The organism is Nitratireductor sp. WH36-1 (assembly GCF_058725515.1).
Genome location: NZ_CM178970.1, coordinates 3,361,293 through 3,384,401, shown reverse-complemented (window position 1 = coordinate 3,384,401; position 23,109 = coordinate 3,361,293). Strand labels below are relative to the sequence as shown.

20 protein-coding genes are annotated in these 23,109 nt (G+C 63.7%); 16 read left to right on the top strand and 4 right to left on the bottom strand.

All coding sequences use genetic code 11. The annotated features are described in order from the left end of the window. The first annotated feature begins 4 nt into the window (after positions 1–4). The 3 genes from AC4PTT_RS16290 to lpxK all read left to right on the top strand — a co-directional run bounded on the left by AC4PTT_RS16290 (position 5) and on the right by lpxK (position 3,232). Entirely contained in the window at positions 5–790 is a 786-nt protein-coding gene (locus AC4PTT_RS16290; protein ID WP_206554383.1) for a lysophospholipid acyltransferase family protein, read from the top strand. A gap of 2 nt (positions 791–792) precedes the next feature. Then, positions 793–2,112, top strand: coding sequence for a lipid IV(A) 3-deoxy-D-manno-octulosonic acid transferase (waaA, locus tag AC4PTT_RS16285; RefSeq protein ID WP_206544733.1), 1,320 nt, complete (start codon positions 793–795; stop codon positions 2,110–2,112). 82 nt (positions 2,113–2,194) lie between these two features. After that, complete coding sequence (gene lpxK / locus AC4PTT_RS16280) at positions 2,195–3,232, top strand: tetraacyldisaccharide 4'-kinase (RefSeq protein WP_283801357.1); 1,038 nt, start codon at positions 2,195–2,197, stop codon at positions 3,230–3,232. Between the two features lie 88 nt (positions 3,233–3,320). On the opposite strand, the gene AC4PTT_RS16275 is transcribed toward lpxK, so the two are convergent. Both AC4PTT_RS16275 and mutL read right to left on the bottom strand, forming a co-directional pair. After that, a complete protein-coding gene (locus AC4PTT_RS16275) occupies positions 3,321–3,551 on the bottom strand; it encodes a DUF2093 domain-containing protein (protein ID WP_113154340.1) in 231 nt (76 codons plus the stop codon). Between the two features lie 147 nt (positions 3,552–3,698). Beyond that, positions 3,699–5,618: a DNA mismatch repair endonuclease MutL gene (mutL, locus tag AC4PTT_RS16270; RefSeq protein ID WP_492161652.1), complete on the bottom strand. Its 1,920-nt coding sequence runs from the start codon at positions 5,616–5,618 to the stop codon at positions 3,699–3,701. A 228-nt stretch (positions 5,619–5,846) separates the two neighbouring features. Here mutL and AC4PTT_RS16265 point away from each other — a divergent pair, with 228 nt between their 5' ends. The 5 genes from AC4PTT_RS16265 to tdh all read left to right on the top strand — a co-directional run bounded on the left by AC4PTT_RS16265 (position 5,847) and on the right by tdh (position 13,399). Continuing rightward, a complete protein-coding gene (locus tag AC4PTT_RS16265; protein ID WP_492161651.1) occupies positions 5,847–6,554 on the top strand; it encodes a carbonic anhydrase in 708 nt (235 codons plus the stop codon). A 1,152-nt stretch (positions 6,555–7,706) separates the two neighbouring features. Then, positions 7,707–8,930: an acyl-CoA dehydrogenase gene (locus tag AC4PTT_RS16260; RefSeq protein ID WP_390881183.1), complete on the top strand. Its 1,224-nt coding sequence runs from the start codon at positions 7,707–7,709 to the stop codon at positions 8,928–8,930. 243 nt (positions 8,931–9,173) lie between these two features. After that, positions 9,174–10,217, top strand: a complete 1,044-nt coding sequence (locus tag AC4PTT_RS16255; protein WP_492161578.1) for an IS110 family RNA-guided transposase — start codon at positions 9,174–9,176, stop codon at positions 10,215–10,217. 800 nt (positions 10,218–11,017) lie between these two features. Next, positions 11,018–12,205 carry a glycine C-acetyltransferase gene (locus AC4PTT_RS16250; protein WP_297558397.1) on the top strand — a complete coding sequence of 396 codons (1,188 nt, stop codon included), beginning with the start codon at positions 11,018–11,020 and terminating at the stop codon, positions 12,203–12,205. 159 nt (positions 12,206–12,364) lie between these two features. Next, a complete protein-coding gene (gene tdh / locus AC4PTT_RS16245; RefSeq protein WP_113154345.1) occupies positions 12,365–13,399 on the top strand; it encodes an L-threonine 3-dehydrogenase in 1,035 nt (344 codons plus the stop codon). Between the two features lie 55 nt (positions 13,400–13,454). On the opposite strand, the gene AC4PTT_RS16240 is transcribed toward tdh, so the two are convergent. Next, the gene (locus tag AC4PTT_RS16240; RefSeq protein ID WP_113154346.1) at positions 13,455–13,940 is read right to left on the bottom strand and encodes a MarR family winged helix-turn-helix transcriptional regulator; all 486 of its coding nucleotides are present in this window, start codon (positions 13,938–13,940) and stop codon (positions 13,455–13,457) included. A 197-nt stretch (positions 13,941–14,137) separates the two neighbouring features. Between AC4PTT_RS16240 and hmgA the strand changes: the two genes are divergently transcribed. The 6 genes from hmgA to AC4PTT_RS16210 all read left to right on the top strand — a co-directional run bounded on the left by hmgA (position 14,138) and on the right by AC4PTT_RS16210 (position 19,986). After that, a complete protein-coding gene (gene hmgA, locus AC4PTT_RS16235; RefSeq protein WP_206544739.1) occupies positions 14,138–15,451 on the top strand; it encodes a homogentisate 1,2-dioxygenase in 1,314 nt (437 codons plus the stop codon). A gap of 91 nt (positions 15,452–15,542) precedes the next feature. Next, positions 15,543–16,562, top strand: a complete 1,020-nt coding sequence (locus AC4PTT_RS16230) for a fumarylacetoacetate hydrolase family protein (protein WP_206544740.1) — start codon at positions 15,543–15,545, stop codon at positions 16,560–16,562. Then, a complete protein-coding gene (locus AC4PTT_RS16225) occupies positions 16,562–17,512 on the top strand; it encodes an MBL fold metallo-hydrolase (protein ID WP_113154349.1) in 951 nt (316 codons plus the stop codon). Before AC4PTT_RS16230 ends, AC4PTT_RS16225 begins: the two co-directional genes overlap by 1 nt. A gap of 103 nt (positions 17,513–17,615) precedes the next feature. Next, positions 17,616–18,167, top strand: coding sequence for a DinB family protein (locus AC4PTT_RS16220; protein ID WP_492161650.1), 552 nt, complete (start codon positions 17,616–17,618; stop codon positions 18,165–18,167). Then, the gene (locus AC4PTT_RS16215) at positions 18,167–19,783 is read left to right on the top strand and encodes an FAD-dependent oxidoreductase (RefSeq protein WP_492161649.1); all 1,617 of its coding nucleotides are present in this window, start codon (positions 18,167–18,169) and stop codon (positions 19,781–19,783) included. The genes AC4PTT_RS16220 and AC4PTT_RS16215 overlap by 1 nt, the downstream gene beginning before the upstream one ends. Before the next feature lie 2 nt (positions 19,784–19,785). Continuing rightward, positions 19,786–19,986, top strand: a complete 201-nt coding sequence (locus AC4PTT_RS16210) for a DUF2783 domain-containing protein (protein ID WP_283801566.1) — start codon at positions 19,786–19,788, stop codon at positions 19,984–19,986. 95 nt (positions 19,987–20,081) lie between these two features. On the opposite strand, the gene hppD is transcribed toward AC4PTT_RS16210, so the two are convergent. Then, positions 20,082–21,194, bottom strand: coding sequence for a 4-hydroxyphenylpyruvate dioxygenase (gene hppD, locus AC4PTT_RS16205; RefSeq protein ID WP_113154352.1), 1,113 nt, complete (start codon positions 21,192–21,194; stop codon positions 20,082–20,084). Positions 21,195–21,338: 144 nt separating this feature from the next. Here hppD and AC4PTT_RS16200 point away from each other — a divergent pair, with 144 nt between their 5' ends. Further along, positions 21,339–21,806 (top strand): Lrp/AsnC family transcriptional regulator, encoded by a 468-nt coding sequence (locus AC4PTT_RS16200; protein ID WP_113154353.1) that lies wholly within the window; start codon positions 21,339–21,341, stop codon positions 21,804–21,806. 216 nt (positions 21,807–22,022) lie between these two features. Continuing rightward, positions 22,023–23,072 (top strand): TRAP transporter substrate-binding protein, encoded by a 1,050-nt coding sequence (locus AC4PTT_RS16195; protein WP_206544743.1) that lies wholly within the window; start codon positions 22,023–22,025, stop codon positions 23,070–23,072. The last annotated feature ends 37 nt before the right edge of the window (positions 23,073–23,109 follow it).

Sequence of the window (23,109 nt, the reverse complement as noted above, 5' to 3'; positions counted from 1 at the left end):
ACATATGGAAAACAAGGCGACTGCGCCTTCCCCTGCCGTAACCGCAAAGCGGAAGAAGACGGGACCGCGCCCCTTCAAGGAGCTGTGGCGCCGTATTCGCAAGCCGCTGGCGAAGTCGCGTTTTGTGAAACAGGCGCTGGCGACGCTGATGGCGGGCGCAATTCGCCTGATCGACCGCACCAATCCGCGTGTCAAAGGGTCTGACGACCTGCAGGCGGCGATTGATCAGCATTCGCCGGCCATTGCAGCGCTCTGGCACGGCCAGCATATTCTTGGTCCGGCGATCAATCCGCGCAAGCACAAGATCGTTGCGCTCTTTTCGCGCAGCGCCGATGCCGAGCTGAATGCGCTCGTTGCCGAGAAGCTCGGTTTCGATACGGTGCGCGGCTCCGGCGGGCGCAAGGGCGAGCGCGATATCCGCAAGGGTGGCGCAAAGGCGCTGATCGCGCTGAAAAAGACGATCGACCGTGGCTGCAATGTCGCGATGATCGCCGATATTCCCCATGGCACGCCGCGCGAGGCGGGGCTTGGCATCGTCACGCTGGCGCGCATTTCCGGCCGGCCAATCGTGCCGGTCGCCATTGCCACGAGCCGCCGCAAGGTGCTTGAGCGCACATGGGACAAGACCACCATCAATCTGCCCTTCGGGCGCAGCGCGGTCATTCTGGGCGAGCCCATTTTTGTCGCCGCCGATGCGGATGCGGATGTGATGGAAGAGAAGCGTCGCGAGGTCACGGATTCGCTCAATGAAGCGACCCGCAAGGCCTACGCCCTGGTCGACGATAGATGACCATGAGTGAACGCTGGGCACGGACCATCCTTACGACCTATCGCTGGGCAGGCGCGGCGGTTTTTCCGCTGATTGGCGGCTATATCGTCTGGCGCGCCGGCAAGGGCAAGGAAGACCGGGTGCGCCGGCACGAGCGTTATGGCAAGGCCGGCAAGCCGCGCCCGGAAGGTCCGCTGATCTGGATGCATGCAGCCAGCGTTGGCGAGACGGCGGCCGTGATCGGCCTGATCGAGCATCTGCTTGGCTATGGCATCAATATCGTTCTGACCACCGGCACGGTGACCTCCGCCAAGGTGGCGGAAGAGCGGCTTGGCGGCAATGTGATCCACCAGTATGTGCCGCTTGATCTAAAGCCGGCTGTCAGCCGCTTTCTGAACCACTGGAAGCCGGATCTGGCCATCATGGCCGAGTCTGAAATCTGGCCGATGACGATCCTTGAACTGGGCGCGCGCCGCGTGCCGCAGGTTCTCGTCAACGGGCGCCTGTCGGATCGCTCTTTCGCGCGCTGGCAGAAGCGGCCCTATCTGGCCGAGGCGCTGTTCGAGAACCTGGCGCATGTGGTTGCCCAGTCGGAAGTTGACGGCGAGCGCTTCCGCACGCTGGGTGCGCGGCCCGTGACCGTTTCGGGCAATCTCAAGGTCGATACGCATGTTCCGCCGGTTGACCCGGAGGCGCTGGCGCTTCTGGAAGGGCAGATCGGCGAGCGCGAGACCTGGGCTGCCGTCTCCACCCATGAGGGCGAGGAGACCGTGGCGGCGGATGTTCATGAAAAGCTGAAGCCACGGCATGCCGACATTCTCAGCATCATCGTGCCGCGCCATCCCGAGCGCGCCGACGGGCTGGAAGAGGAATTCAAGGCGCGTGGCCTCAAGGTGGCGCGCCGCAGCCGCAATGATGCGGTGTCTGCCGATGTCGATATCCTGCTCGGCGACACGATTGGCGAGATGGGACTTTATCTGCGCCTGACCGAGATCGCCTTTGTGGGCCGGTCTCTGACGGGCGAGGGCGGGCAGAACCCGATTGAGCCTGCGCGTCTGGGCACGGCGGTTCTTTCTGGCTGCAATGTGCAGAATTTCCGCGACGCCTATCGCCGCCTGATCGATGCGGGCGGTGCGCGGCTGGTGCGCGATGGCGAGATGCTGGCGGGCGGGGTGAACTTCCTGCTCAACAATTATTCCGCACGGCGCACCATGATCAAGGCCGGGCGGGCTGCGGTTGACGACATGTCGGGCGCGCTGAACCGCACCCTGCAGGCGCTCGATCCCTATATTCATCCACTGATCGTCAAGAGTCGTCTTGAGGACGATGAGGGCCATGGCTAGAGCATCGGGCCGAAAAGTGGAAACCGGTTTTCGGTCATCCCGATGCTCCGTGAACAGTGTAGATCGTCCTTCGCGCGTGCGAATGGACGCGCGGCGATCCAGTGAGGCGCCTCCGTTCTGGTGGGAGCCGGCGGACTGGCGGGCCTGGAGCCTTGCCCCGTTCTCCGCGCTTTACGGTCTTGTGGCCGGCTACCGGATGGCGTCTGCCAAACGCGCGAAAGTGGATGTGCCGGTCCTGTGCGTGGGCAATTTCACCGTTGGCGGCGAGGGCAAGACGCCCGTTTCCATCGCGCTGGCGAAACAGGCGCGGAAGCTGGGGCGCAAGCCGGGCTTCCTGTCGCGCGGGCATGGCGGCTCCATGACCACGGCGCATCTGGTGGATGCGGAAAAGGATCTCTCGCGCCATGTGGGGGACGAGCCGCTGCTTCTGGCGCGGCATGCGCCGACCATGGTAGCGCCGGATCGCCTGACGGGCGCGCGCGAGCTGGTCGGCATCGGCTGCGACTTCATCATCATGGATGACGGTTTCCAGAGCGCGCGCATTCACATGGATTACGCGGTGATGGTGGTGGATGCGCGGCGCGGGCTGGGCAATGGCCATGTCATTCCAGGCGGCCCGCTGCGGGCGCGGCTGATCGACCAGCTGCGCTTTGCCGATGCGGTTCTGACCATGGGTGAGGGCACTGCGGCCGACCATGTGGTGCGCCAGACCTCGCGGGCGGGACGACCGGTGTTTCAGGCGCGGCTCAAGCCGCGTGGCATGCGCGCCATCAAGGGCGGGCGGTTTCTCGCCTTTGCGGGGATCGGCAACCCGAAGAAATTCTTCGACAGCGTTGCCGAGGCCGGCGGCGCGGTGGTGGAGGGGAAGAGCTTTCCCGATCATCACCCCTATGATGATGACGACGCCCGCGATCTGATCGCAGCCGCCGGCAGGGACGGGCTTCAGCTCATCACGACGGAGAAGGATCTTGTGCGGCTGCGCGGCGGCAGCGGTGCGCTCGGCGAACTGGCCGAGGCAAGCCGGGTGCTTCAGGTGGAAGCGGTGTTCGAGGCAGCGGACATGCCGGTGACGATCATCGAAAACACGATCGAGAACTGGCGCGAACGCAGCCTCAAATAGGTCTGGAGCCGTTCATCGTTTCACCGAAACGCTGCACCGCTCCATCTCTCTGTTTTTTCGCAATCCCGGACGGAAAACCGGTTCCCGATTAACCGCGTTTGCGCAGTTCGGGATGCATTTCCAGTTCGCGGGCGAGCGAGGTGTCGGCGCTCACATAGGCTTCCTGGCGCTCGACGCTCCAGTATTTCAGGTCATCGAGCTGGATCGGCTGTTCGGTGACGGCGCAGCGCACGAAAGCGCCGGGGGTCATGACCTGAAAGTCGCCATCCAGATAGCGAATGCGTGCCTCGCGCGCGCCGGGTCCTTCGAAACGGTTCATCGTCTGGTGCCTCTTGTCATCAACTCTGGGCCTTAACCTTCCTGCCGCAGCAAGTAAACCTGCTTGTCGCCGGCGGGGCCGCGTGAGGTCTTGGTCTGGATCATCGGATTAACCCGAAAACCGGTACCCACTTTTCGGTCCGATGCTCTAACGCCTGCCGAACAGGCGTTCGATATCGGTCAGCTTCAACTCGATATAGGTCGGGCGGCCGTGATTGCACGTGCCGGAGCCGGGCGTTGCCTCCATCTGCCGCAGAAGCGCGTTCATCTCCTCGGCGCGCAGCCGCCGTCCGGAGCGCACGGAACCGTGGCAGGCCATGGTCGCGGCGATGTGGTCGATGCGCTCCTTCAGCGTGTCGGCGGTGTCGTTCTCGGCGATCTCGTCGGCCAGGTCGCGCACGAGCTGCGGCACGTCGACCTTGCCCAGCATGGACGGGGTTTCGCGCACGGCGATGGCCCCGGGGCCGAAACGCTCCAGCCCCAGCCCGAAACGGGCGAGGAACTCCGCATGGGCGGCGACGCGGTCGGCGTCTTCTTCCGGCATGTCCACGATCTCGGGCAGAAGCAGCATCTGCGCGGGCAGCGCGCGGGAATGGAGCGCCTCCTTCAGGGCCTCGTAGACAAGGCGCTCATGGGCGGCGTGCTGGTCGACGATGACGAGAGAATCCTCCGTCTGCGCGACGATGTAGTTTTCATGCACCTGCGCGCGCGCGGCGCCCAGCGGGGAGCGCATCAGCTCGGGTGCGGCCTCGGCCTCGCCGGCGCGGGCATCGGCGCTCAGGCCGGCACCGACATCGAAAGCCGACTGGGCAGGCGCGGAAAAGCCGCCGGCGGCGGGCGCTGCGCCTGCAATGGAGGCACTGCCCGTCATGTCCAGAGGGCGGGTGGGGGAGGTGTCGAGCCGCCAGTCCTGTGCGGGGCGCGGTGGCGGGGTGTAGCGATAATGTGCGTTGCCGCCGCCGGTCTCGACACCGCCGCCGGAAAGGCCGCCGGGCGCTGCGTGCTCCGGCTGGCGGAAGGCTGCCAGCATGGCGTCCGCTCCGGAGGTGGAGGCGCGCATGCCGCTGATCTCCAGCGCATGGCGGATCGCGCCGACGATGAGACCGCGCACAAGGCCCGGATCGCGAAAGCGCACATCGGCCTTGGCCGGATGCACATTCACGTCGACCAGCGCCGGATCGAGCGAGATGAAGAGCGCGACGACCGCATGCCGGTCGCGCGGCAGCACGTCCATGTACGCGCCGCGAATGGCCCCGGTCAGGAGCTTGTCGCGCACCGGCCGCCCGTTCACATAGAAATATTGCAGCATCGCGTTGCCGCGCGAAAATGACGGGATCGACACATGGCCCGACAGCGCGACGCCCTCGCGCTCGGCCTCGATGGGCAGCGTGTTCTCGGAGAAATCCTTGCCCATCACCTGCGCGATGCGGCGCAGCAGCCCCTCGCCATCGGCCGGCACGGCGGGCAGCTCAAGCGTGTTGCGGTCGGAGCCCGTCAGGGTGAAGCGCACCTCGGGAAAGGCGAGCGCCATGCGCTTCACCACCTCGGTGATGGCGGCGGTCTCGGCGCGCTCGCTCTTCATGAATTTCAGCCGTGCAGGCGTGGCGAAGAAGAGATCGCGCACCTCCACCGTGGTGCCGCGATTGGCCGCCACGGGCCGGACCGGCGACACGCGCCCGCCTTCCACGGCGATCTCGGCGGCGCTGTCGGCCCCTTCCGGGCGCGAGCGCAGGGAAAGCCGCGCCACCGAGCCGATGGAGGGCAGCGCCTCGCCGCGAAAACCGAGCGAGCGAATGTCGTGAATGTCGTCGGTGAGTTTTGACGTGCAATGGCGCGAGACGGCGAGCGGCAGCTCGTCATGCGCGATGCCGCCGCCATTGTCGGTGACGCGCAGCAGCGAAAGCCCGCCGCCGGCGGTCGCCACCTCAATGCGGGTGGAGCCGGCGTCGAGTGCGTTTTCCACCAGCTCCTTCACGACGCTCGCCGGCCGCTCGATCACCTCGCCTGCGGCGATCTGGTTGATCACGGTGTCGTTTAGCTGGCGAATGGTGTGGGAGGCTGCAGTCATGGGGGCGATTTTACGGGGATTCGGAGGTGGCGAGAAGAGACGCCGCACCGCTTTCCAGCACTTGTGTCGGGGCGGGGTGAGGGAGCGCGTGGGCCGGAAAGGGCGGCCCACGCGGCCCGCTGGGGAAGAAGATGTAGATTGTTAGAAGTGTAAACATAAATCGAGTGATCAGGTAAGTTTTGAGATATGCGGCTTTACGTTGGGTCAACTTTAGAAAGCGACTGAATTATGTGCGTGAATTGTGACTCTGGAATTCTTAGCCGTCGTGGGCTGCTGACAGGCGGTCTGGCTCTTGCGATGGCTGTACCGCTTGCCGCGCGTGCATCCGCCGAAACCGGCGCGGCAGCGCCGGTCTCACCCGACGAGGCGTTGCAGCGCCTCATGGACGGCAATGCGCGCTATGTGGCCAATCAGCCTATCAACACCGATCATTCGGCGGGCCGCGCCAGCCGCGCGCAGGGGCAGCAGCCCTTCGCGGCCATCGTGAGCTGCGCGGATTCCCGTGTTGCGCCCGAGCTGATCTTCGATCAGGGGCCGGGAGAGCTTTTCGTCATTCGCGTGGCGGGCAATTTCATCAATGAGGACGGGCTGGCGAGCCTCGAATACGGGGCGGCCGTTCTCGGCATCAAGACGATCCTCGTGCTGGGGCACACGGCCTGCGGCGCGGTGGACGCCACGATCCAGGCGATTCAGGACAACACCCTGCCGCCCGGCCACCTGCCGAGCCTCGTGAACGCCATTCGCCCTGCGGTCTACGACGCCATGGCGGCAGAGCCGGAGGACCTGCTGGCGACCGCGACAGCGCGCAATGCGACGCTGAACGCGGAGAGGGCGCAGACGGCCGGCCCGATTCTCGGCGACCTCTATGCAGCCGGCAAGCTCAAGGCCGCTGCTGGCATTTATGACATTGCCACGGGGAAGGTGAACTTCCTTTAAAGGGAGCTTCCGCGACTGCCCTCCGCCTTCGTCATCCCCGGACTTGATCCGGGGATCCATTCCGTGACGGTTGTGGCGGGTTTCGACCGACCGGCATGGATCCTCGGGTCATGCCCGAGGATGACGAAGGAGTGGGGGGGCGCATGATCAGCCCCGCCTTCATTTCATTCTAAACGCTTACCGCCCGCCCCTCATCCTCACCTTCTCCCCGCTCGCGGGGAGAAGGGCGCGCAGGCGGTGGGGCCTAACCTGCACACTCGCTCCTTCGTCATCCCCGGACTTGATCCGGGGATCCATTCCTTGGCGGTTGTGGCGGGTTTCGGCCGACCGGCATGGATCCCCGGGTCGGGCCCGAGGATGACGAAGGGGGACAGCTTCATTTTCACCTGCACGTGTGAAGGACCAAGCAGGCGAGTGAGAGGTGCCGAACTGCAGGGTGGCAAGCGCGGCATCGCCGTGCCTTTACCCTCATCCTGAGCTCGTCGAAGGGCGGGGGTGAAGGCATGCACCATGCGCTTCCCGCCGCTCTCCATGTCGCCCTCGCCCTTCGACGAGCTCAGGATGAGGGCTGTGTGGGTTATTGCGCTTCCTGCCCTGCGTCACCCCGGGCTTGACCCGAGTTTCATTCCGTGACCGTTGCGGCGGGTTTCGGCCGACCGGCATGGATCCTCGGGTCAGGCCCGAGGATGACGAAGGAGTGGGGGACGCATGATCAGTCCCGCCTTCATTTCATTCTAAACGCTTGCCGCCCGCCCCTCATCCTCACCTTCTCCCCGCTCGCGGGGAGAAGGGCGCGCAGGCGGTGGGGTCTAACCTGCACACTCGCTCCTTCGTCATCCCCGGACTTGATCCGGGGATCCATTCCTTGGCGGTTGTGGCGGGTTTCGACCGACCGGCATGGATCCCCGGGGCAGGCCCGAGGATGACGAAGGCGCGGGGTGGGATGGGGCGTGAAACACCGCGCAGGCGGTTTGGCTTATTGGTGTGCCGTGTCTCATGGTGAATGTCTCCGTTCGAGCCCCCACCCCAATCCATCCCCTCCCGTCACCATCCTCTTCCAAAAAATCATTTTAAGCTTGAAGCAGTTTCGCATAGGATGCTGTATGCTCCAGTCAGGCGTCGAGAGAGCGCAACCGCATCAGGAAGGCACATATGAATATGGAAGCACCACAGGCCAAAGCCGCGTCGAAATCCTCGAAATCGAATTTCGTGTGGGACGACCCGTTCCTCATGGAAGACCAGCTCACCGATGAAGAGCGCATGATCCGCGATGCCGCGGCCGCCTTTGCCGCCGACAAGCTCGCGCCGCGCGTCGAGCACGCCTACATGAACGAGGAAACCGACGCCGCGATCTTCCGCGAAATGGGCGAGGCGGGCCTTCTGGGCGTGACGGTGCCAGAGGAGTATGGCGGCGTGGGCGCCGGCTATGTGTCCTACGGTCTGGTGGCGCGCGAGGTGGAGCGCATCGATTCCGGCTATCGCTCCATGATGAGCGTGCAGTCCTCGCTGGTGATGTACCCGATCCACGCCTATGGCTCGGAAGAGCAGAAGCAGAAATATCTGCCGAAGCTCGCGTCCGGCGAATATATCGGCTGCTTCGGCCTGACGGAGCCGGATGCGGGTTCGGACCCGGGCGGCATGAAGACGCGCGCGGAGAAGATCGACGGCGGCTACCGCCTGACCGGCTCCAAGATGTGGATCTCCAATTCGCCGATCGCCGATGTGTTCGTGGTGTGGGCGAAGTCTGCCGCGCACGGCAACAAGATCCGCGGCTTTGTGCTCGAAAAGGGCATGAAGGGCCTTTCCGCGCCGAAGATCGGCGGCAAGCTTTCGCTGCGCGCATCGATCACCGGCGAGATCGTGATGGACGGCGTGGAAGTGGGCGAAGACGCGCTTCTGCCGAATGCCGAGGGGCTGAGCGGCCCGTTCGGCTGTCTGAACCGTGCGCGCTACGGCATCTCCTGGGGTGCGATGGGTGCGGCGGAAGACTGCTGGCACCGCGCGCGCCAGTACGGTCTCGACCGCAAGCAGTTCGACAAGCCGCTGGCGCAGACGCAGCTCTTCCAGAAGAAGCTCGCCGACATGCAGACCGAGATCGCGCTCGGCCTTCAGGCCAGCCTGCGCGTTGGCCGGCTGTTCGACGAGGGCCGGATGGCGCCGGAGATGATCTCCATCGTGAAGCGCAACAATTGCGGCAAGGCGCTCGATATCGCGCGGCAAGCCCGCGACATGCATGGCGGCAACGGCATCCAGATCGAGTACCATGTGATGCGCCACGCGCAGAACCTGGAGACGGTCAACACCTATGAGGGCACGCATGACGTTCACGCGCTGATCCTCGGCCGTGCGCAGACGGGCCTGCAGGCGTTTTTCTGATGCGATTGTGAGGGCAGGCGCGCGGCGGTGAGCGGCGCGCCCTGTCGGGAGAGTTTGAGAAGGGGCGGGCGCTTTGGCGTCTGCCCCTTTTTTGTTGCGGGTGGTTTGGGAGGTGGGGGGAACCGGCGCAGCCCTCATCCTGAGATGGCATAATCGCTTTCTCAGGGGGCAGCGGTTGCCCCCGGCGCTTCGGTTGAACCGTGGTCGACATGGTGTCGCCACAAAGCGAAGGAGGGAGCAACCATGGAGTATTATGCCGGATTGGACGTTTCAGAGGAAGCCACATCGGTCTGCGTGATTGATGGGCGCGGGCATGTGGTTGAGGAGATAAAGGTCTCCACGACGCCTGCAAGCCTCTCATCTGCTTTGTCGGGTTTTGGCGATGCGCTTGCGCTGATCGGTCTGGAAGCCGGCGCGCTGACGCCATGGCTGGCCCGGGAGCTGAAGGCGCAGGCGTTGCCGGTTGCCGTGATCGAGACGCGGCGCATGAAGGCCTATGCCAAAGCCTCCCCGGTGAAGACCGACCGGCGCGATGCCAGGATGATCGCCCAGGCATTGCGGGCGGGGCTGTATCGGGGGGTGCATGTCAAGGACGAGGCGGCCCATAGGCAGCGCCTGATGCTGACGGCGCGCGCGACCCTGCTTTCCCAGGCCCGCCAGTTGCAGGTCAAGATCCGTGGCGATCTGAAGCCGTTCGGCATCCGGCTTGGCCGCGTGGGCCCGGGAGGCTTTGCGGGGCGGGTCAAGGAGCGGCTTGCCGCGCGTGACGACCTTATGGCTCTGGTTGCGCCGATGCTGACCATGCGCACCGCCCTTCTTGCACAGGTGCGCACCTATGAGCGCGAGATCAAACGTCAGGCCGCCGCCGACCCGGTGTGCCGGCGGCTGATGACGGCGCCTGGCGTCGGATCGATCACGGCCTTTGCCTTCAAGGCAACCGTGCACCAGCCGGAGCGTTTCGCCCGCTCGGCCGATGTGCCGGCGGCCTTCGGCCTCGTGCCGCGCATCGACCAGTCTGGCGAGTACGAGCATATTGGCAGCATCTCCAAAACCGGTGACGTCATGATGCGCAGCCTCCTGTTCGAAGCCGCAAACGCGCTCCTGACGCGCACGAGGAAGAGTTTTGCCCTCAAACGGTGGGGGCTGAAGGTGGCCCGGCGACGTGGCATGAACCGGGCCCGCGTGGCGGTCGCCCGGCGGCTCGCCATCATCCTTCACCGCATGTGGGTCGATGGCCGCGACTTCCGCCTCATGCTGCAGGAAAGGCCGGCTTCGTCCAGCGCATGAGCGCGCCAGAGACTTTCCAGCCCCTTCTTCGACAGCTCTGACAGCGGTCGAAAAGGAGCGCGTCCGTCCGGGACGCACCGGCGCGGGCAATCGACGACGACAGGCTGGACGGCGGCCACGATACAAACCGGCCGCACGACGTTCCTGAGATGGTCATGCCCGTTTCCGACGCCATCGAGCGGCAGCCCGTGCGCTGACCCGCGAACAGAAGCAGGAAGCCCGGACACGCATTCCTATTGACCGTGATTACAGAAGCTTGTCGAAGGGCGGGGGCGGCATGAAAGGGCTCCAGCGGGAAGCGCGGGTGCAAGCCTTCACCCCCGCCCTTCGACAAGCTCAGGATGAGGGTGAAGGCACGGGAACGCCGCGCGTGGGGAGAGGGTAAGGGTGAGGGCCGGCGCGCGGCGCGCCCTGCCGGGAGAGTTTGAAAAGGGGCGGGCGCTTTGGGCGTCTGCCCCTTTTTTGTTGCGGGTGGTTTGGGAGGTGGGGGAACCGGCGCAGCCTCATCCTGAGCCTGTCGAAGGGCGGAGGCGGCATGAAAGGGCTCCAGCGTGAAGCGCGGGTGCAAGCCTTCACTCCCGCCCTTCGACAAGCTCAGGATGAGGGTGAAGGCACGGGAACGCCGCGAGCGGGGAGAGGGAGAGGGGTGAGGGGCGAGGGGTGAGGGGCGGGCGTCGACACCTTTGTCGAGCTTCGCGGTCCGACGGAAAAGCAATGCAGAATTGTCCATGGTCGAAAGCGGCGTCACTCTGTAGTAGTGGAAGAGAAGCCAGTCCCTCCCACCCCAGAGCGAGGCATTCATGACCGCGTCTTTCCTCTCCCATCTACGCAAAGAACTCGATGGCCTGAAGGAGGCCGGGCTCTACAAGAGCGAGCGGGTCATTACCTCGATGCAGTCGGCCGAGATCGAGAGCGGCGGGCAGAGGGTGCTGAATTTCTGCGCCAACAATTACCTGGGCCTTGCCGACAATGAGGAACTGCGCGAGGCGGCGAAGGCGGCGCTCGACCGCTATGGTTACGGCATGGCCTCGGTGCGCTTCATCTGCGGCACGCAGGAAGAGCACAAAGAACTGGAAGCGAAGATTTCCGGCTTTCTGGGCTATGAGGACACGATCCTTTATTCCTCATGCTTCGACGCCAATGCGGGCCTGTTCGAGACGCTGCTCGGGCCGGAGGATGCGATCATTTCGGATGCGCTCAACCATGCGTCGATCATCGATGGCGTGCGGCTGTGCAAGGCGCAGCGCCATCGCTACGCCAACAATGACATGGGCGCGCTGGAGGAATGTCTGAAGCAGGCCGAGGGCGCGCGCTTCCGGCTGATCGCCACGGATGGCGTGTTTTCCATGGATGGCATCATCGCCAATCTGGGCGCGGTCTGCGATCTGGCGGAAAAATACGATGCGATGGTGATGGTGGATGACAGCCATGCGGTCGGTTTCGTGGGTGAGAACGGACGCGGCACGCCGGAGCATTGCGGCGTGGAAGGCCGGGTCGACATCATGACGGGCACGCTGGGCAAGGCGCTGGGCGGGGCCTCGGGCGGCTATACATGTGGCAAGGGCGAAGTGGTCGACTGGCTGCGCCAGCGCTCGCGGCCCTATCTGTTTTCGAACACGCTGGCCCCGGTGATCGCGGCGGCCTCGCTCAGGGTTTTCGACATGGTGGCGGGCGGGGCCGGCCTGCGCCAGAAACTCTATGACAATGCGGCGCGCTTCCGCGCCGGCATGGAAAAGCAGGGGTTCACGCTTGCGGGCGCTGACCACCCGATCATCCCGGTCATGCTGGGCGATGCAGCACTTGCCGAGAAGATGGCGTCGCGGCTTCTGGAGGAGGGCATCTATGTGATCGGCTTCTCCTTCCCCGTGGTGCCGAAGGGGGCTGCCCGTATCCGCACGCAGATGTCTGCCGCGCACTCGGCCGCAGACATTGATCGCGCGGTGGAGGCGTTTGGAAAGATCGGGCGTGAGCTTGGGGTGATCGCTTAGAGCGTTTTAGCGCAATTCCGGACGGATAACCGGTTTCCGCATTTCCTGGAATTGCTTGTCTTGAAGGTGGGCGCAGGCCCCTCATCCGCCTGCCGGCACCTTCTCCCCGCAGGCGGGGGGAAGGACGGCCACCCAAACACTCTGGAAGGATAGTCGACGATGTCCAACATGATGAAGGCGCTCGTTAAATCCAGACCCGAGGAGGGCCTTTGGATGGAGCGTGTTCCCGTGCCCGAGATCGGGCCGAACGACGTGCTCATCAAGGTGCGCAAGACGGCGATCTGCGGCACGGACGTGCATATCTGGAACTGGGACGAGTGGGCGCAGAACACCGTGCCGGTGCCGCTGGTGACGGGCCATGAATTCGTCGGCGAGGTGACGGAGGTTGGCTCGGCGGTGACGGAATACAAGCCCGGCCAGCGGGTTTCCGGCGAGGGGCACATCGTGTGCGGCCATTGTCGCAACTGCCGGGCGGGGCGCGGGCATCTGTGCCACAACACGCTGGGCGTGGGCGTTCACCGCGCGGGCGCGTTCGCCGAGTTCATCGCGCTGCCGCAGCACAATGTGGTGCCGATCCCCGACAACATTCCCGATGAGATCGCGGCGATTTTCGATCCGCTTGGCAATGCGGTGCACACCGCGCTTTCCTTCGACCTGGTGGGCGAGGACGTGCTGGTGACGGGCGCCGGCCCCATAGGCATCATGGGCGCATTGGTGGCGCAGGCCGTGGGCGCGCGCAAGGTGGTCATCACCGACATCAATCCGGGCCGGCTGGAGCTCGCCAGAAAGCTTGGCGTGCAGCACACGATGAACGCGGCGGAAGAAACGCTGCCGGAGGTGATGCGCCAGCTCGGCATGACGGAAGGCTTTGATGTGGGGCTTGAAATGTCGGGTGCGGCTCCGGCCTTCCGCGACATGATCGACGTGATGAACAATGGCGGCAAGATCGCCATTCTGGGCATTGCGCCGGCGGGTTTCGAGATCGACTGGAACAAGGTCATCTTCAAGATGCTGCACCTGAAGGGCATTTACGGGCGCGAGATGTTCGAGACCTGGTACAAGATGATCGCGCTGGTTCAGACGCGGCTCGACGTGCGCGACCTGATCACCCACCGCATTGCCGCAGACGATTTCCGCGAAGGCTTCGCCGCCATGCGTTCCGGCGAGGCCGGCAAGGTGGTGATGAGCTGGTAGCGCCGCTGGAGCAATTCCAGGAAAAGCGGGAGCCGGTTTTCCGTCCGGAATTGCTCTAATCTTCCAGTGCGGCGCGCTCCAGGGCTTCAAGGCCGGTGAGCAGGGCTGCGCGCTCTTCCGGCTTCATGCGGGCGAGAAGCCGCGTCTCGAAGCCGTGCGCGACGGGCACCATGTCCTCATAGGCCTTCTGGCCCACCCTGCTGAGGGTCAGGCGCTCCACGCGGCGATCCTGCGCGTCGGGCTCGCGCAGGAGCCAGCGCCGCTCTTCCAGCGAGGCGACGGCGCGGCTCACCTTGGTCTTGTGCATGGAAGAATGCGCGCCGATATCGGTCGCGGTCATGGTGCCGAACTGGCCGAGCGTGGCGAGCGTGCGCCATTCGGGCCGCGTCAGGCCGAGGCGTGCGCGATAGGCCTGCGAGAATTTGCGGCTGATCGCATCGGTGAGACGCGTGAGCCGATAGGGCAGAAAAGCCTCCAGTGCGAGGATGGTGCGGTCGGTTGCGTTCCGGGGGAAGCCGGGCGGGGGAACGGACGTGGTCATGTGCGGCGGTTTCTCCTTATGTTTCCCTCTGGAGCGCCGTGCATCCATTCGGACGCACAAAGGACGCTCTAACCTGTTTGACCCGCGCATCGTGTTTTCCGAATTTCGGGCCGATGCTCTGGTACCGTTGATAGTTACATTCGCCATGGTTACGGTTGCAACCAATTCGTCGCTTCCCCGACTTCATGGAGGAATGAATGACCGTCCAGTACATGCCGGGCTTCGGCAATGACTTTGAAACGGAAAGCCTGCCCGGCGCGCTGCCGCAGGGGCAGAACTCGCCGCAGCAGCCCGCTTACGGGCTTTATGCAGAACAGCTTTCGGGCTCGCCCTTCACCGCGCCGCGCGGGACCAATGAGCGGTCCTGGCTCTATCGCATTCGCCCGAGCGTGAGGCACACCGGCCGCTTTACGGCGGTCAGCTTCGATGAGTGGAAGTCTGCGCCCAATGTGAACGATCACCAGCTTGCGCTCGGTCAGCTGCGCTGGGACCCGACGCCGATCCCGAACGAGAAGACCGATTTCCTGTCGGGCGTGCACACCATGACCACGGCGGGCGACGCGCAGGGGCAGGCCGGCATGGCGGCCCATGTCTACGCCTTCAACACGTCTATGGTGGATGACTATTTCTTCAACGCCGACGGCGAATTGATGCTGGTGCCGCAGGAAGGCGGTCTGCGCATCAAGACCGAAATGGGCATCATCGAGATCCAGCCCGGCGAACTGGCGGTTCTGCCGCGAGGCATGGTTTTCCAGGTGGAGCTGATGGACGGGCCGGCGCGCGGCTATATGTGCGAGAATTACGGCGCGAAATTCACCTTGCCGGATCGCGGCCCCATCGGCGCGAACTGCCTGGCCAATCCGCGCGACTTCAAAACGCCGGTCGCCTGGTATGAGGAAAAGGAAACGCCCTGCCGGCTGTTCGTGAAATGGTGCGGCCAGTTTCATGTGACGGAGATCGGCCATTCGCCGCTCGACGTGGTGGCATGGCACGGCAATTACGCGCCTTACAAATACGACCTGTCCACCTTCTCGCCGGTGGGAGCGATCCTGTTCGATCATCCCGACCCGTCGATCTTCACGGTGCTGACCGCGCCGTCGGGTGAGGAGGGCACGGCCAATATCGATTTCGTGATCTTCCCGCCGCGCTGGATGGTGGCCGAACACACGTTCCGCCCGCCCTGGTATCACCGCAACATCATGAGCGAGTTCATGGGCCTGATCAAAGGCCAGTACGACGCCAAGGAAGAGGGTTTCGTGCCCGGCGGCTCATCGCTGCACAATATGATGCTGCCGCATGGACCGGACACGTTCGGCTTCGAGAAGGCCAGCCATGGCGAACTGAAGCCGGTGAAACTGGAAGAGACCATGGCGTTCATGTTCGAAACCCGGTTCCCGCAGCATCTTACGCGCTATGCGGCCGAGACCGACACACTGCAGGAAGATTACATCGACTGCTGGAAGGACCTCAAGAAGCGCTTCAACGGAACGCCGGAGGGCGACTGGTCCTGATCGACCAGAGCGACCACAGGCGATATGATCGGCGTTGGTCCGGTGGACCTGCGCCGATTGCGCGTCTTCCCCAACGCATAAAGGACATTGCATGAAACTCGCTACGCTGAAGAACGGAACGCGCGACGGCAAGCTGGTCGTCGTCTCGCGCGACCTGACCCGTTGCACGGACGCTTCCTTTCTTGCGCCGACGCTGCAGGCAGCGCTCGATGACTGGTCCCGGATCGCGCCGCATCTGGCAGCCCTTTCCGAAAGCCTGGATCACGGCTCGGTGCCGGCAGAGCGCTTCCATGAGCATGATGCGCTTTCGCCGCTGCCGCGCGCCTATCAGTGGGCGGACGGTTCGGCCTACGTCAATCACGTGGAGCTGGTGCGCAAGGCGCGCGGGGCGGAAATGCCCGCAAGCTTCTGGACCGATCCGCTGATGTATCAGGGCGGCTCCGACACGTTTCTGGCCCCGCGCGATCCGATCGTGATGGCGGATGAAGCCTATGGCATCGACATGGAAGGCGAGATCGCCGTGGTCGTCGATGACGTGCCGATGGGCGCGACGCCGGAAGAGGCGGCAGCGGCGATCCGGCTGGTGATGCTGGTGAACGACGTGTCGCTGCGCGGCCTGATCCCCGCCGAACTCGGCAAGGGGTTCGGCTTCTTCCAGTCGAAGCCGTCCTCGGCCTTTTCGCCGGTGGCGGTGACGCCGGAAGAGCTGGGCGATGCATGGAACGGCGGCAAGCTCTCGCTGCCGCTTTGCGTGGACTACAATGGCAAGCCGTTCGGCCGGGCCGATGCGGGTGTCGACATGACCTTTGATTTCCCGACGCTGGTGGCGCATGCGGCAAAGACGCGACCGCTCGGAGCGGGTGCGATCATCGGTTCGGGCACGGTATCCAACAAGCTCGACGGCGGCCCCGGCAAGCCGGTTGACGCCGGTGGCGTGGGCTATTCCTGCATTGCCGAAATCCGCATGATCGAGACCATCAATGACGGCAAGCCGTCGACGCCCTTCATGCGCTTCGGCGACACGGTGCGCATCGAGATGAAGGATGGCGATGGCCATTCGATCTTCGGCGCGATCGAGCAGACGGTTCAGAAATACGAGAAAGGCGCGTAATGGCCAAGCAATTCGCATCCGCAGGCGACCTGACCGAAAAGAAGATCTCGTTTGACGAGATCGGCCGGGACCTCTGGGCCTTCACCGCCGAGGGCGATCCCAATTCGGGCATCATCATTGGCGACGAGTCGGTGATGGTGATCGAGGCGCAGGCAACGCCGCGCCTCGCCGAAAAGGTGATCGAGAAGGTGCGCTCCGTCACCGACAAGCCGATCAGCCATCTGGTGCTGACGCATTATCACGCGGTGCGCGTGCTTGGCGCATCGGCCTATCAGGCCCCGACCGTGATCATGAGCGACAAGGCGCGCTCGATGGTGGTGGAACGCGGCAAAGAAGACTGGGATTCGGAATTCGTGCGGTTCCCGCGCCTGTTCCAGGGGCATGAATCGATCCCCGGCCTGACCTGGCCCACCACCACCTTCTCGCAGTCGATGACGGTGTATCTGGGCAAGCGCCGGGTGGACCTGATGTTCCTTGGTCGCGCGCATACGGCGGGCGACATCGTGGCGTTCGTGCCGGACGCCAATGTGATGTTCACCGGCGATATCGTGGAGTACCACTCGGCCTGCTATTGCGGTGACGGGCATTTCCACGACTGGCCGGCGACGCTGGAGGAAATCCGCGCCTTCGATCTGGACGCCATCGCACCGGGACGCGGTGACGCGCTGGTGGGGCAGGGCATGGTCAACGAGGCGCTCGACCTGACGGGCGATTTCGTGATGTCCACCTATCAGCCGGTGGCCCGTGTGGCGCAGGGCGGTGGCACGCTGAAGGAGGCGTGGGACGCCTGCCGCGCGGTGTGCGATCCGAAATTCTCCGACTATGCGATCTACGAGCATTGCCTGCCGTTCAACGTGGCGCGCGCCTATGACGAAGCGCTGGGCATCGATACGCCGCGCATCTGGACGGCAGAACGTGACCGCGAAATGTGGGACGCGCTGCAGGGATGACGTGATGAAGCGGGCCGGCGCGACGTTTGGAGGACGCGCGCCGGTCTGACTGCCGCCCGATGGCGGATGACCCGATGGCGGATGAATTGACTGGGAGGAAGGCATGAGTGCGTTCGCAGACCATATGCGCCGCATGGCCGGCAACAATCGCTGGTCCAATGACCGGCTCTATCAGGCGGTTCTTGCTCTGGAGCCGGGGGCGTTTGATGCGCCGCGTACGGGCTTTTTCCCGTCCATTGCCGAAACGCTGAACCATATTCTCGAAGTTGATCGCTATTATCTCGATGCGCTTGAGGAAGGCGGTATCGGGGTCGCGATTTTCGCGGCGTTTCGCCCTTTCGATGACCCCGCAGCGCTGGCTGCCGCACAGGCGGTCGAGGACGAGCGGCTGATCGCTTTTTGCGCCGGGCTCAATGACGCCGACATGGAACGTCGTGTTGTTTCGGACCGGGGCGAGGCCGGTCGGTTCCCCGAGCGGGTCGACGATATGCTTGCCCATCTCTTTGTGCACCAGACCCATCACCGCGGACAGGTGCATGCGATGCTCTCGGGAACCTCCGTGAAGCCGCCGCAACTCGATGAGTTCTTTCTCGATTTCGATGCACCCGTGAGGCGCGATGAACTGAAACGGCTTGAACTGGAAGAAGACCGCTGATGCCGCGTTACTCTTACGAACCCTTTCCCTACAGCACGCCGCCTGAACTCGCCGAAGGGCATGTCGGGCAATATCCGGTCGCCATCATTGGCGCAGGGCCGGTGGGGCTTGCCGCCGCCATCGACCTTGCGCAGCGCGGTGTTCCCGTCGTCGTGCTCGATGACAATGATGTCGTGTCGGTGGGCAGCCGGGCGATCTGCTGGTCAAAACGCACGCTGGAGATTTTCGACCGGCTGGGCGTTGGCGAACGGATGGTCGAGAAGGGCGTGACCTGGAAGGTGGGGCGGCTGTTCCACCACGACCGCGAGGTGTGGAACTTCGACCTTTTGCCGGAGGAAGGCCATAAGATGCCGGCCTTCATCAACCTGCAGCAATATTACGTCGAACAGTATCTGGTGGAGCGGGCGGCCGACTTTCCCGAACTGATCGATTTGCGCTGGAAGAACCGTGTTGCCGGGCTTGAGCAGAAGGGCAGCGATGTGCGCCTTCAGGTGGAAACGCCTGATGGCGCTTACGAGATGGACGCGGCCTGGGTGATCGCCTGTGATGGCGCGCGCTCGCCCGTGCGCGGCATGATGGGGCTCGATTTTGCGGGGCAGGTGTTCGAGGAGCGTTTCCTGATCGCGGATGTGGAGATGAAGGCGGACTTCCCCTCCGAGCGCTGGTTCTGGTTCGAGCCGCCCTTCCACAAGGGGCAGTCGGCGCTGCTGCACAAGCAGCCGGACGATATTTACCGCATCGATCTGCAGCTTGGCCCGGACGCCGATCCGGACGAAGAGAAAAAGCCGGAGAATGTGATCCCGCGCATCGCCAAGGTGATCGGGCACTCGAAATTCGAGCTCGACTGGGTGTCGGTCTACACATTCCAGTGCCGCAGGCTGGAGCGCTTTGTGCATGATCGCGTGATCTTTGCCGGCGACAGCGCGCATATCGTGTCGCCCTTCGGCGCGCGGGGCGGCAATGGCGGCATTCAGGACATCGACAATCTGTGCTGGAAGCTGGCGCTGGTGGTGCAGGGCGAGGCTCCGGCCTCGCTGATCGAGACCTATGACGAGGAGCGCGTTCACGGGGCGGATGAGAACATCCTGAACTCGGCGCGTTCCACTTCGTTCATGACGCCGAAGAGCGCGATGGAGCGCATTTTCCGCGACAGCATTCTGGAACTTTCGCAGGAGCATGATTTTGCGCGGCGACTGGTGAATTCGGGCCGGCTTTCAAAACCGTGCTCGCTGGCCGGCTGCACATTGCAGGCGGCGTGGGATGGCGAGAGCCCGCTTGCGCCGGGCGAAGCGATGGCCGATGCGCCGGTGCGCGTGGAAGGCAGGGCGTCCTGGCTGCTCGGCGAGGCGGGCGGCGGTTTCGTGCTTCTGGCGGTCGATTGCGATCCGCCCATCGGCCTGCCTGCGGGGCTGCATGTGGTGCAGGTGACGAAACCCGGCGCTTCGGCGGTGGACGGTGTGGAGCATGTCGAGGACAGCGCGGGGGCGGTTGCGGCACGCTATGGCGCGGGGCGGCTTTATCTGTTGAGGCCCGACCAGCATGTGGCGGCGGTGTTCAGGCAGCCCGACGCCCATGAGATCGCCGCCGCCATGACCCATGCGATGGGGAGGGAATGACGATGGACAGAACGGATATCGGCCGTGACCGGCTGGGGACTGACGGCGATGATTTCTATGCGGCCCTGATGGCGGCGCATGAGGGGCTCAGCCTTGAGGAAAGCGCGCGGCTGAACGCGAAGCTGGTGCTGCTTCTGGCCAATCAGGTGGGCGATCTGGAAACGATCCGCAAGGTGCTGGCAGCCGCACGCGGCAGCGCCTGACAGGCGCATGAGAGAAGGGGCAGGCCGTTTTCCGGTCCTGCCCCTTTGTGTTTCCTGCGGGCCGCAATCGGTGCAGCCCGCATCTGACGTAGCGCCTATTCGGCGGCGTCGACCTTGATGACGCCGCGGCGGATCTGGTCTTCCTCGATGCTCTCGAACAGGGCGCGGAAATTGCCCTCGCCGAAGCCTTCATCGCCCTTGCGCTGAATGAACTCGAAGAAGATCGGGCCGATGACGGTTTTGGAGAAGATCTGCAGCAGGATCTTGGTCATGCCGCCATTTACCACGCCTTCGCCATCGATCAGGATGCCGTGCGTCTTCATGCGCTCGATGGGCTCGTCATGGCCCTGCACGCGATCATGGCTGCGCTCGTAATAGGTCTCGGGCGGGCCGGGCATGAATTTCAGGCCGTTGTCGGCAAGCCTGTCGGTGGCATCATAGATGCCGTCGGTGCCGACTGCGATGTGCTGGATGCCTTCGCCCTTGTATTTCTTCAGATATTCGACGATCTGGCTCGTGTCGTCCTTGGACTCGTTGAGCGGGATGCGGATTTTGCCGCAGGGGCTGGTGATCGCGCGGGAAACGAGGCCGGTGATGCGGCCATCGATGTCGAAATAGTGGATCTGCGTGAAGCCGAAGAGCTCACGGTAGAAGTCCCACCACTTGTCCATGTTGCCGCGATAGACATTGTGGGTGAGGTGATCGAGATAATAGAAGCCGACGCCTTCCGGGCGCGGGTTCTTCTCGCCCAGCCAGTCGAATTCGGCCTCATAGGCCGAGCCTTTGTCGCCATAGGCGTCGATGAAGTAGATCAGCGAGCCGCCAATGCCGACAATGGCCGGCACGTCGAGCGTCCTGTCGTCGCCTTCATAGGGCTCTGCGCCCTTGGAAACCGCATGATCGAAGGCTTGCTTCGCATCGACCACGCGCCAGGCCATGGACGGTGCGCAGGGGCCATGCTCGTCGACGAAGCGCATGGCGTGGCTGCCGGGCTCGGCATTGACGATGTAGTTGATGTCGCCCTGACGCCAGACGGAGACCTTCTTCGTCTTGTGACGGGCCACTTCCGTGTAACCCATCTTGGTGAACAGATCGGCGAGTTTTTCCGGCTCCGAATGGGCGAATTCGACGAATTCAAAACCGTCCGTGCCGGCCGGGTTTTCCTTCGTGATTTCCGGGGGCGGTGCGTCGTGGGGGAACGGACCCATGGAATAACTCCTCCTGAATTGGGAAAATGCGCGCGTTTTTCAACGCATGGGGCATTTTAGGCGGAGTGGCCTGCAAGCGGCTTGCATTCTGGGGCGCATTTTGTGACAAGAGCGCGTGGATCGTGCATGTTGGAGGAGAATTGCATGGCTGAAGCGCGTATCGACGGATATGACCGCAAGATATTAGCCCTCTTGCAGGTCGATGCCCGGCTCACCAACAATGACTTATCGGAACGGGTAAACTTATCGCCCTCGCAATGCTCGCGCCGCCGGCAGCGACTGGAGGAGGAGGGCTATATTCGCGGCTATGCCGCGATGCTCGATCGTGACCGGCTGGGCTTTCCGCTGGTCAACATCATCACCGTAACACTCGCCACGCACAACCCCGACAATGCCCGCCGTTTCGGCGAATTGCTTGCGCGGTTGCCCGAAGTGCAGGAGGCGCACGCGCTGACCGGCGAGATGGACTACATATTGAAGGTCGTGACGCCCGACCTCAAATCGCTCTCCAATTTCGTCAATGGCGTGCTGTTGCCGCATGACTCGGTGCAGCATGTGAAAAGCGCCATTGTTCTGGAGACCCTGAAGGAAACCGGTGCGCTGCCGCTCTGAAAGCGCTTTGCGTTACGAATCTTGTGAGGTTTTCCTCTTTATTGTTACATAATTTCCACTAAAGTCACGGCTGGACGGAGGGCGCGTTTCCAGAGGATACTTGGCGTGACGGCCACCCCGCGAAGAAAGGGAGTTCTTCGGGCGGAGACGCATCAGCCGTAAACAACGATACGAAGCGTTCGCTGGCGCTTTGACCATGCAATCGGGAGGAGAAGCATGAAATCATTTTCCGTGAGAAAATTAGCCCTGGCGGCTGCCGTAGCGGCAAGCGGGCTCGTGGGCGCTTCGGTGGCCTCGTTCGCGCAGGAGGTGACGCTGAGGCTGCACCAGTTCCTGCCGCCGCAGGCGAATGTGCCGAAACTGGTGCTCGACCCGTGGGCCGACAAGGTGGAGAAGGATTCGGGCGGGCGCATCAAGATCGAGCGTTATCCCGCCATGCAGCTCGGCGGCACGCCGCCGCAGCTTTACGATCAGGCGCGTGACGGCATCGTTGATATCGTCTGGACGCTGCCGGGCTCCACGCCGGGCCGCTTCCCCTCCACGGAAGTGTTCGAACTGCCCTTCATGATGACCAATGCCGAGGCGACCTCGCGCGCCTATTGGGATCTGTACGAAAAATACATGAAGGACACGGAATTCAAGGACACGCATGTGCTGGGTGTCTGGGTTCACGGTCCGGGCATGCTGCACTCCAAGGCGCCGATCGAGAAGCTCGACGATCTGAAGGGCATGAAGATCCGTGCCCCCACGCGCATCATCAACTCGCTTCTTGGCCAGCTGGGCGCGACGCCCGTGGGCATGCCGGTGCCGCAGATCACGGAATCGCTCTCCAAGGGCGTGATCGATGGCTGCGTCATTCCCTGGGAAGTGACGCCGGCGCTGAAGGTGCCCGAGCTCGTTTCCAACCACACGGAATTTGGCGGCGATCAGGCGCTCTATACGACGACCTTCGTTCTGGCGATGAACAAGGCGAAGTATGACAGCCTGCCCGACGACCTGAAAAAGGTGATCGACGACAATTCCGGTCAGGAATTTGCAGCCTTTGCCGGCAGCACGCAGGCAGGGGCCGATGGTCCGAGCCGCCAGATCGCGGTGGATCGCGGCAACAACATCATCCAGATCAGCGCCGAGGACACCGAAACCTGGAAGAAGGCCGCCGAGCCGGTCTATGCCCAGTGGGTTGAGGAAATGAAGGAGAAGGGCATCGACGGTCAGAAGCTGATCGATGAAGCCCGCGCCCTGATCGACCAGTATACCGGTCAGTAAGGCCCTGAGGCCATGAAACCGAGGCGGGCCCCTGCGG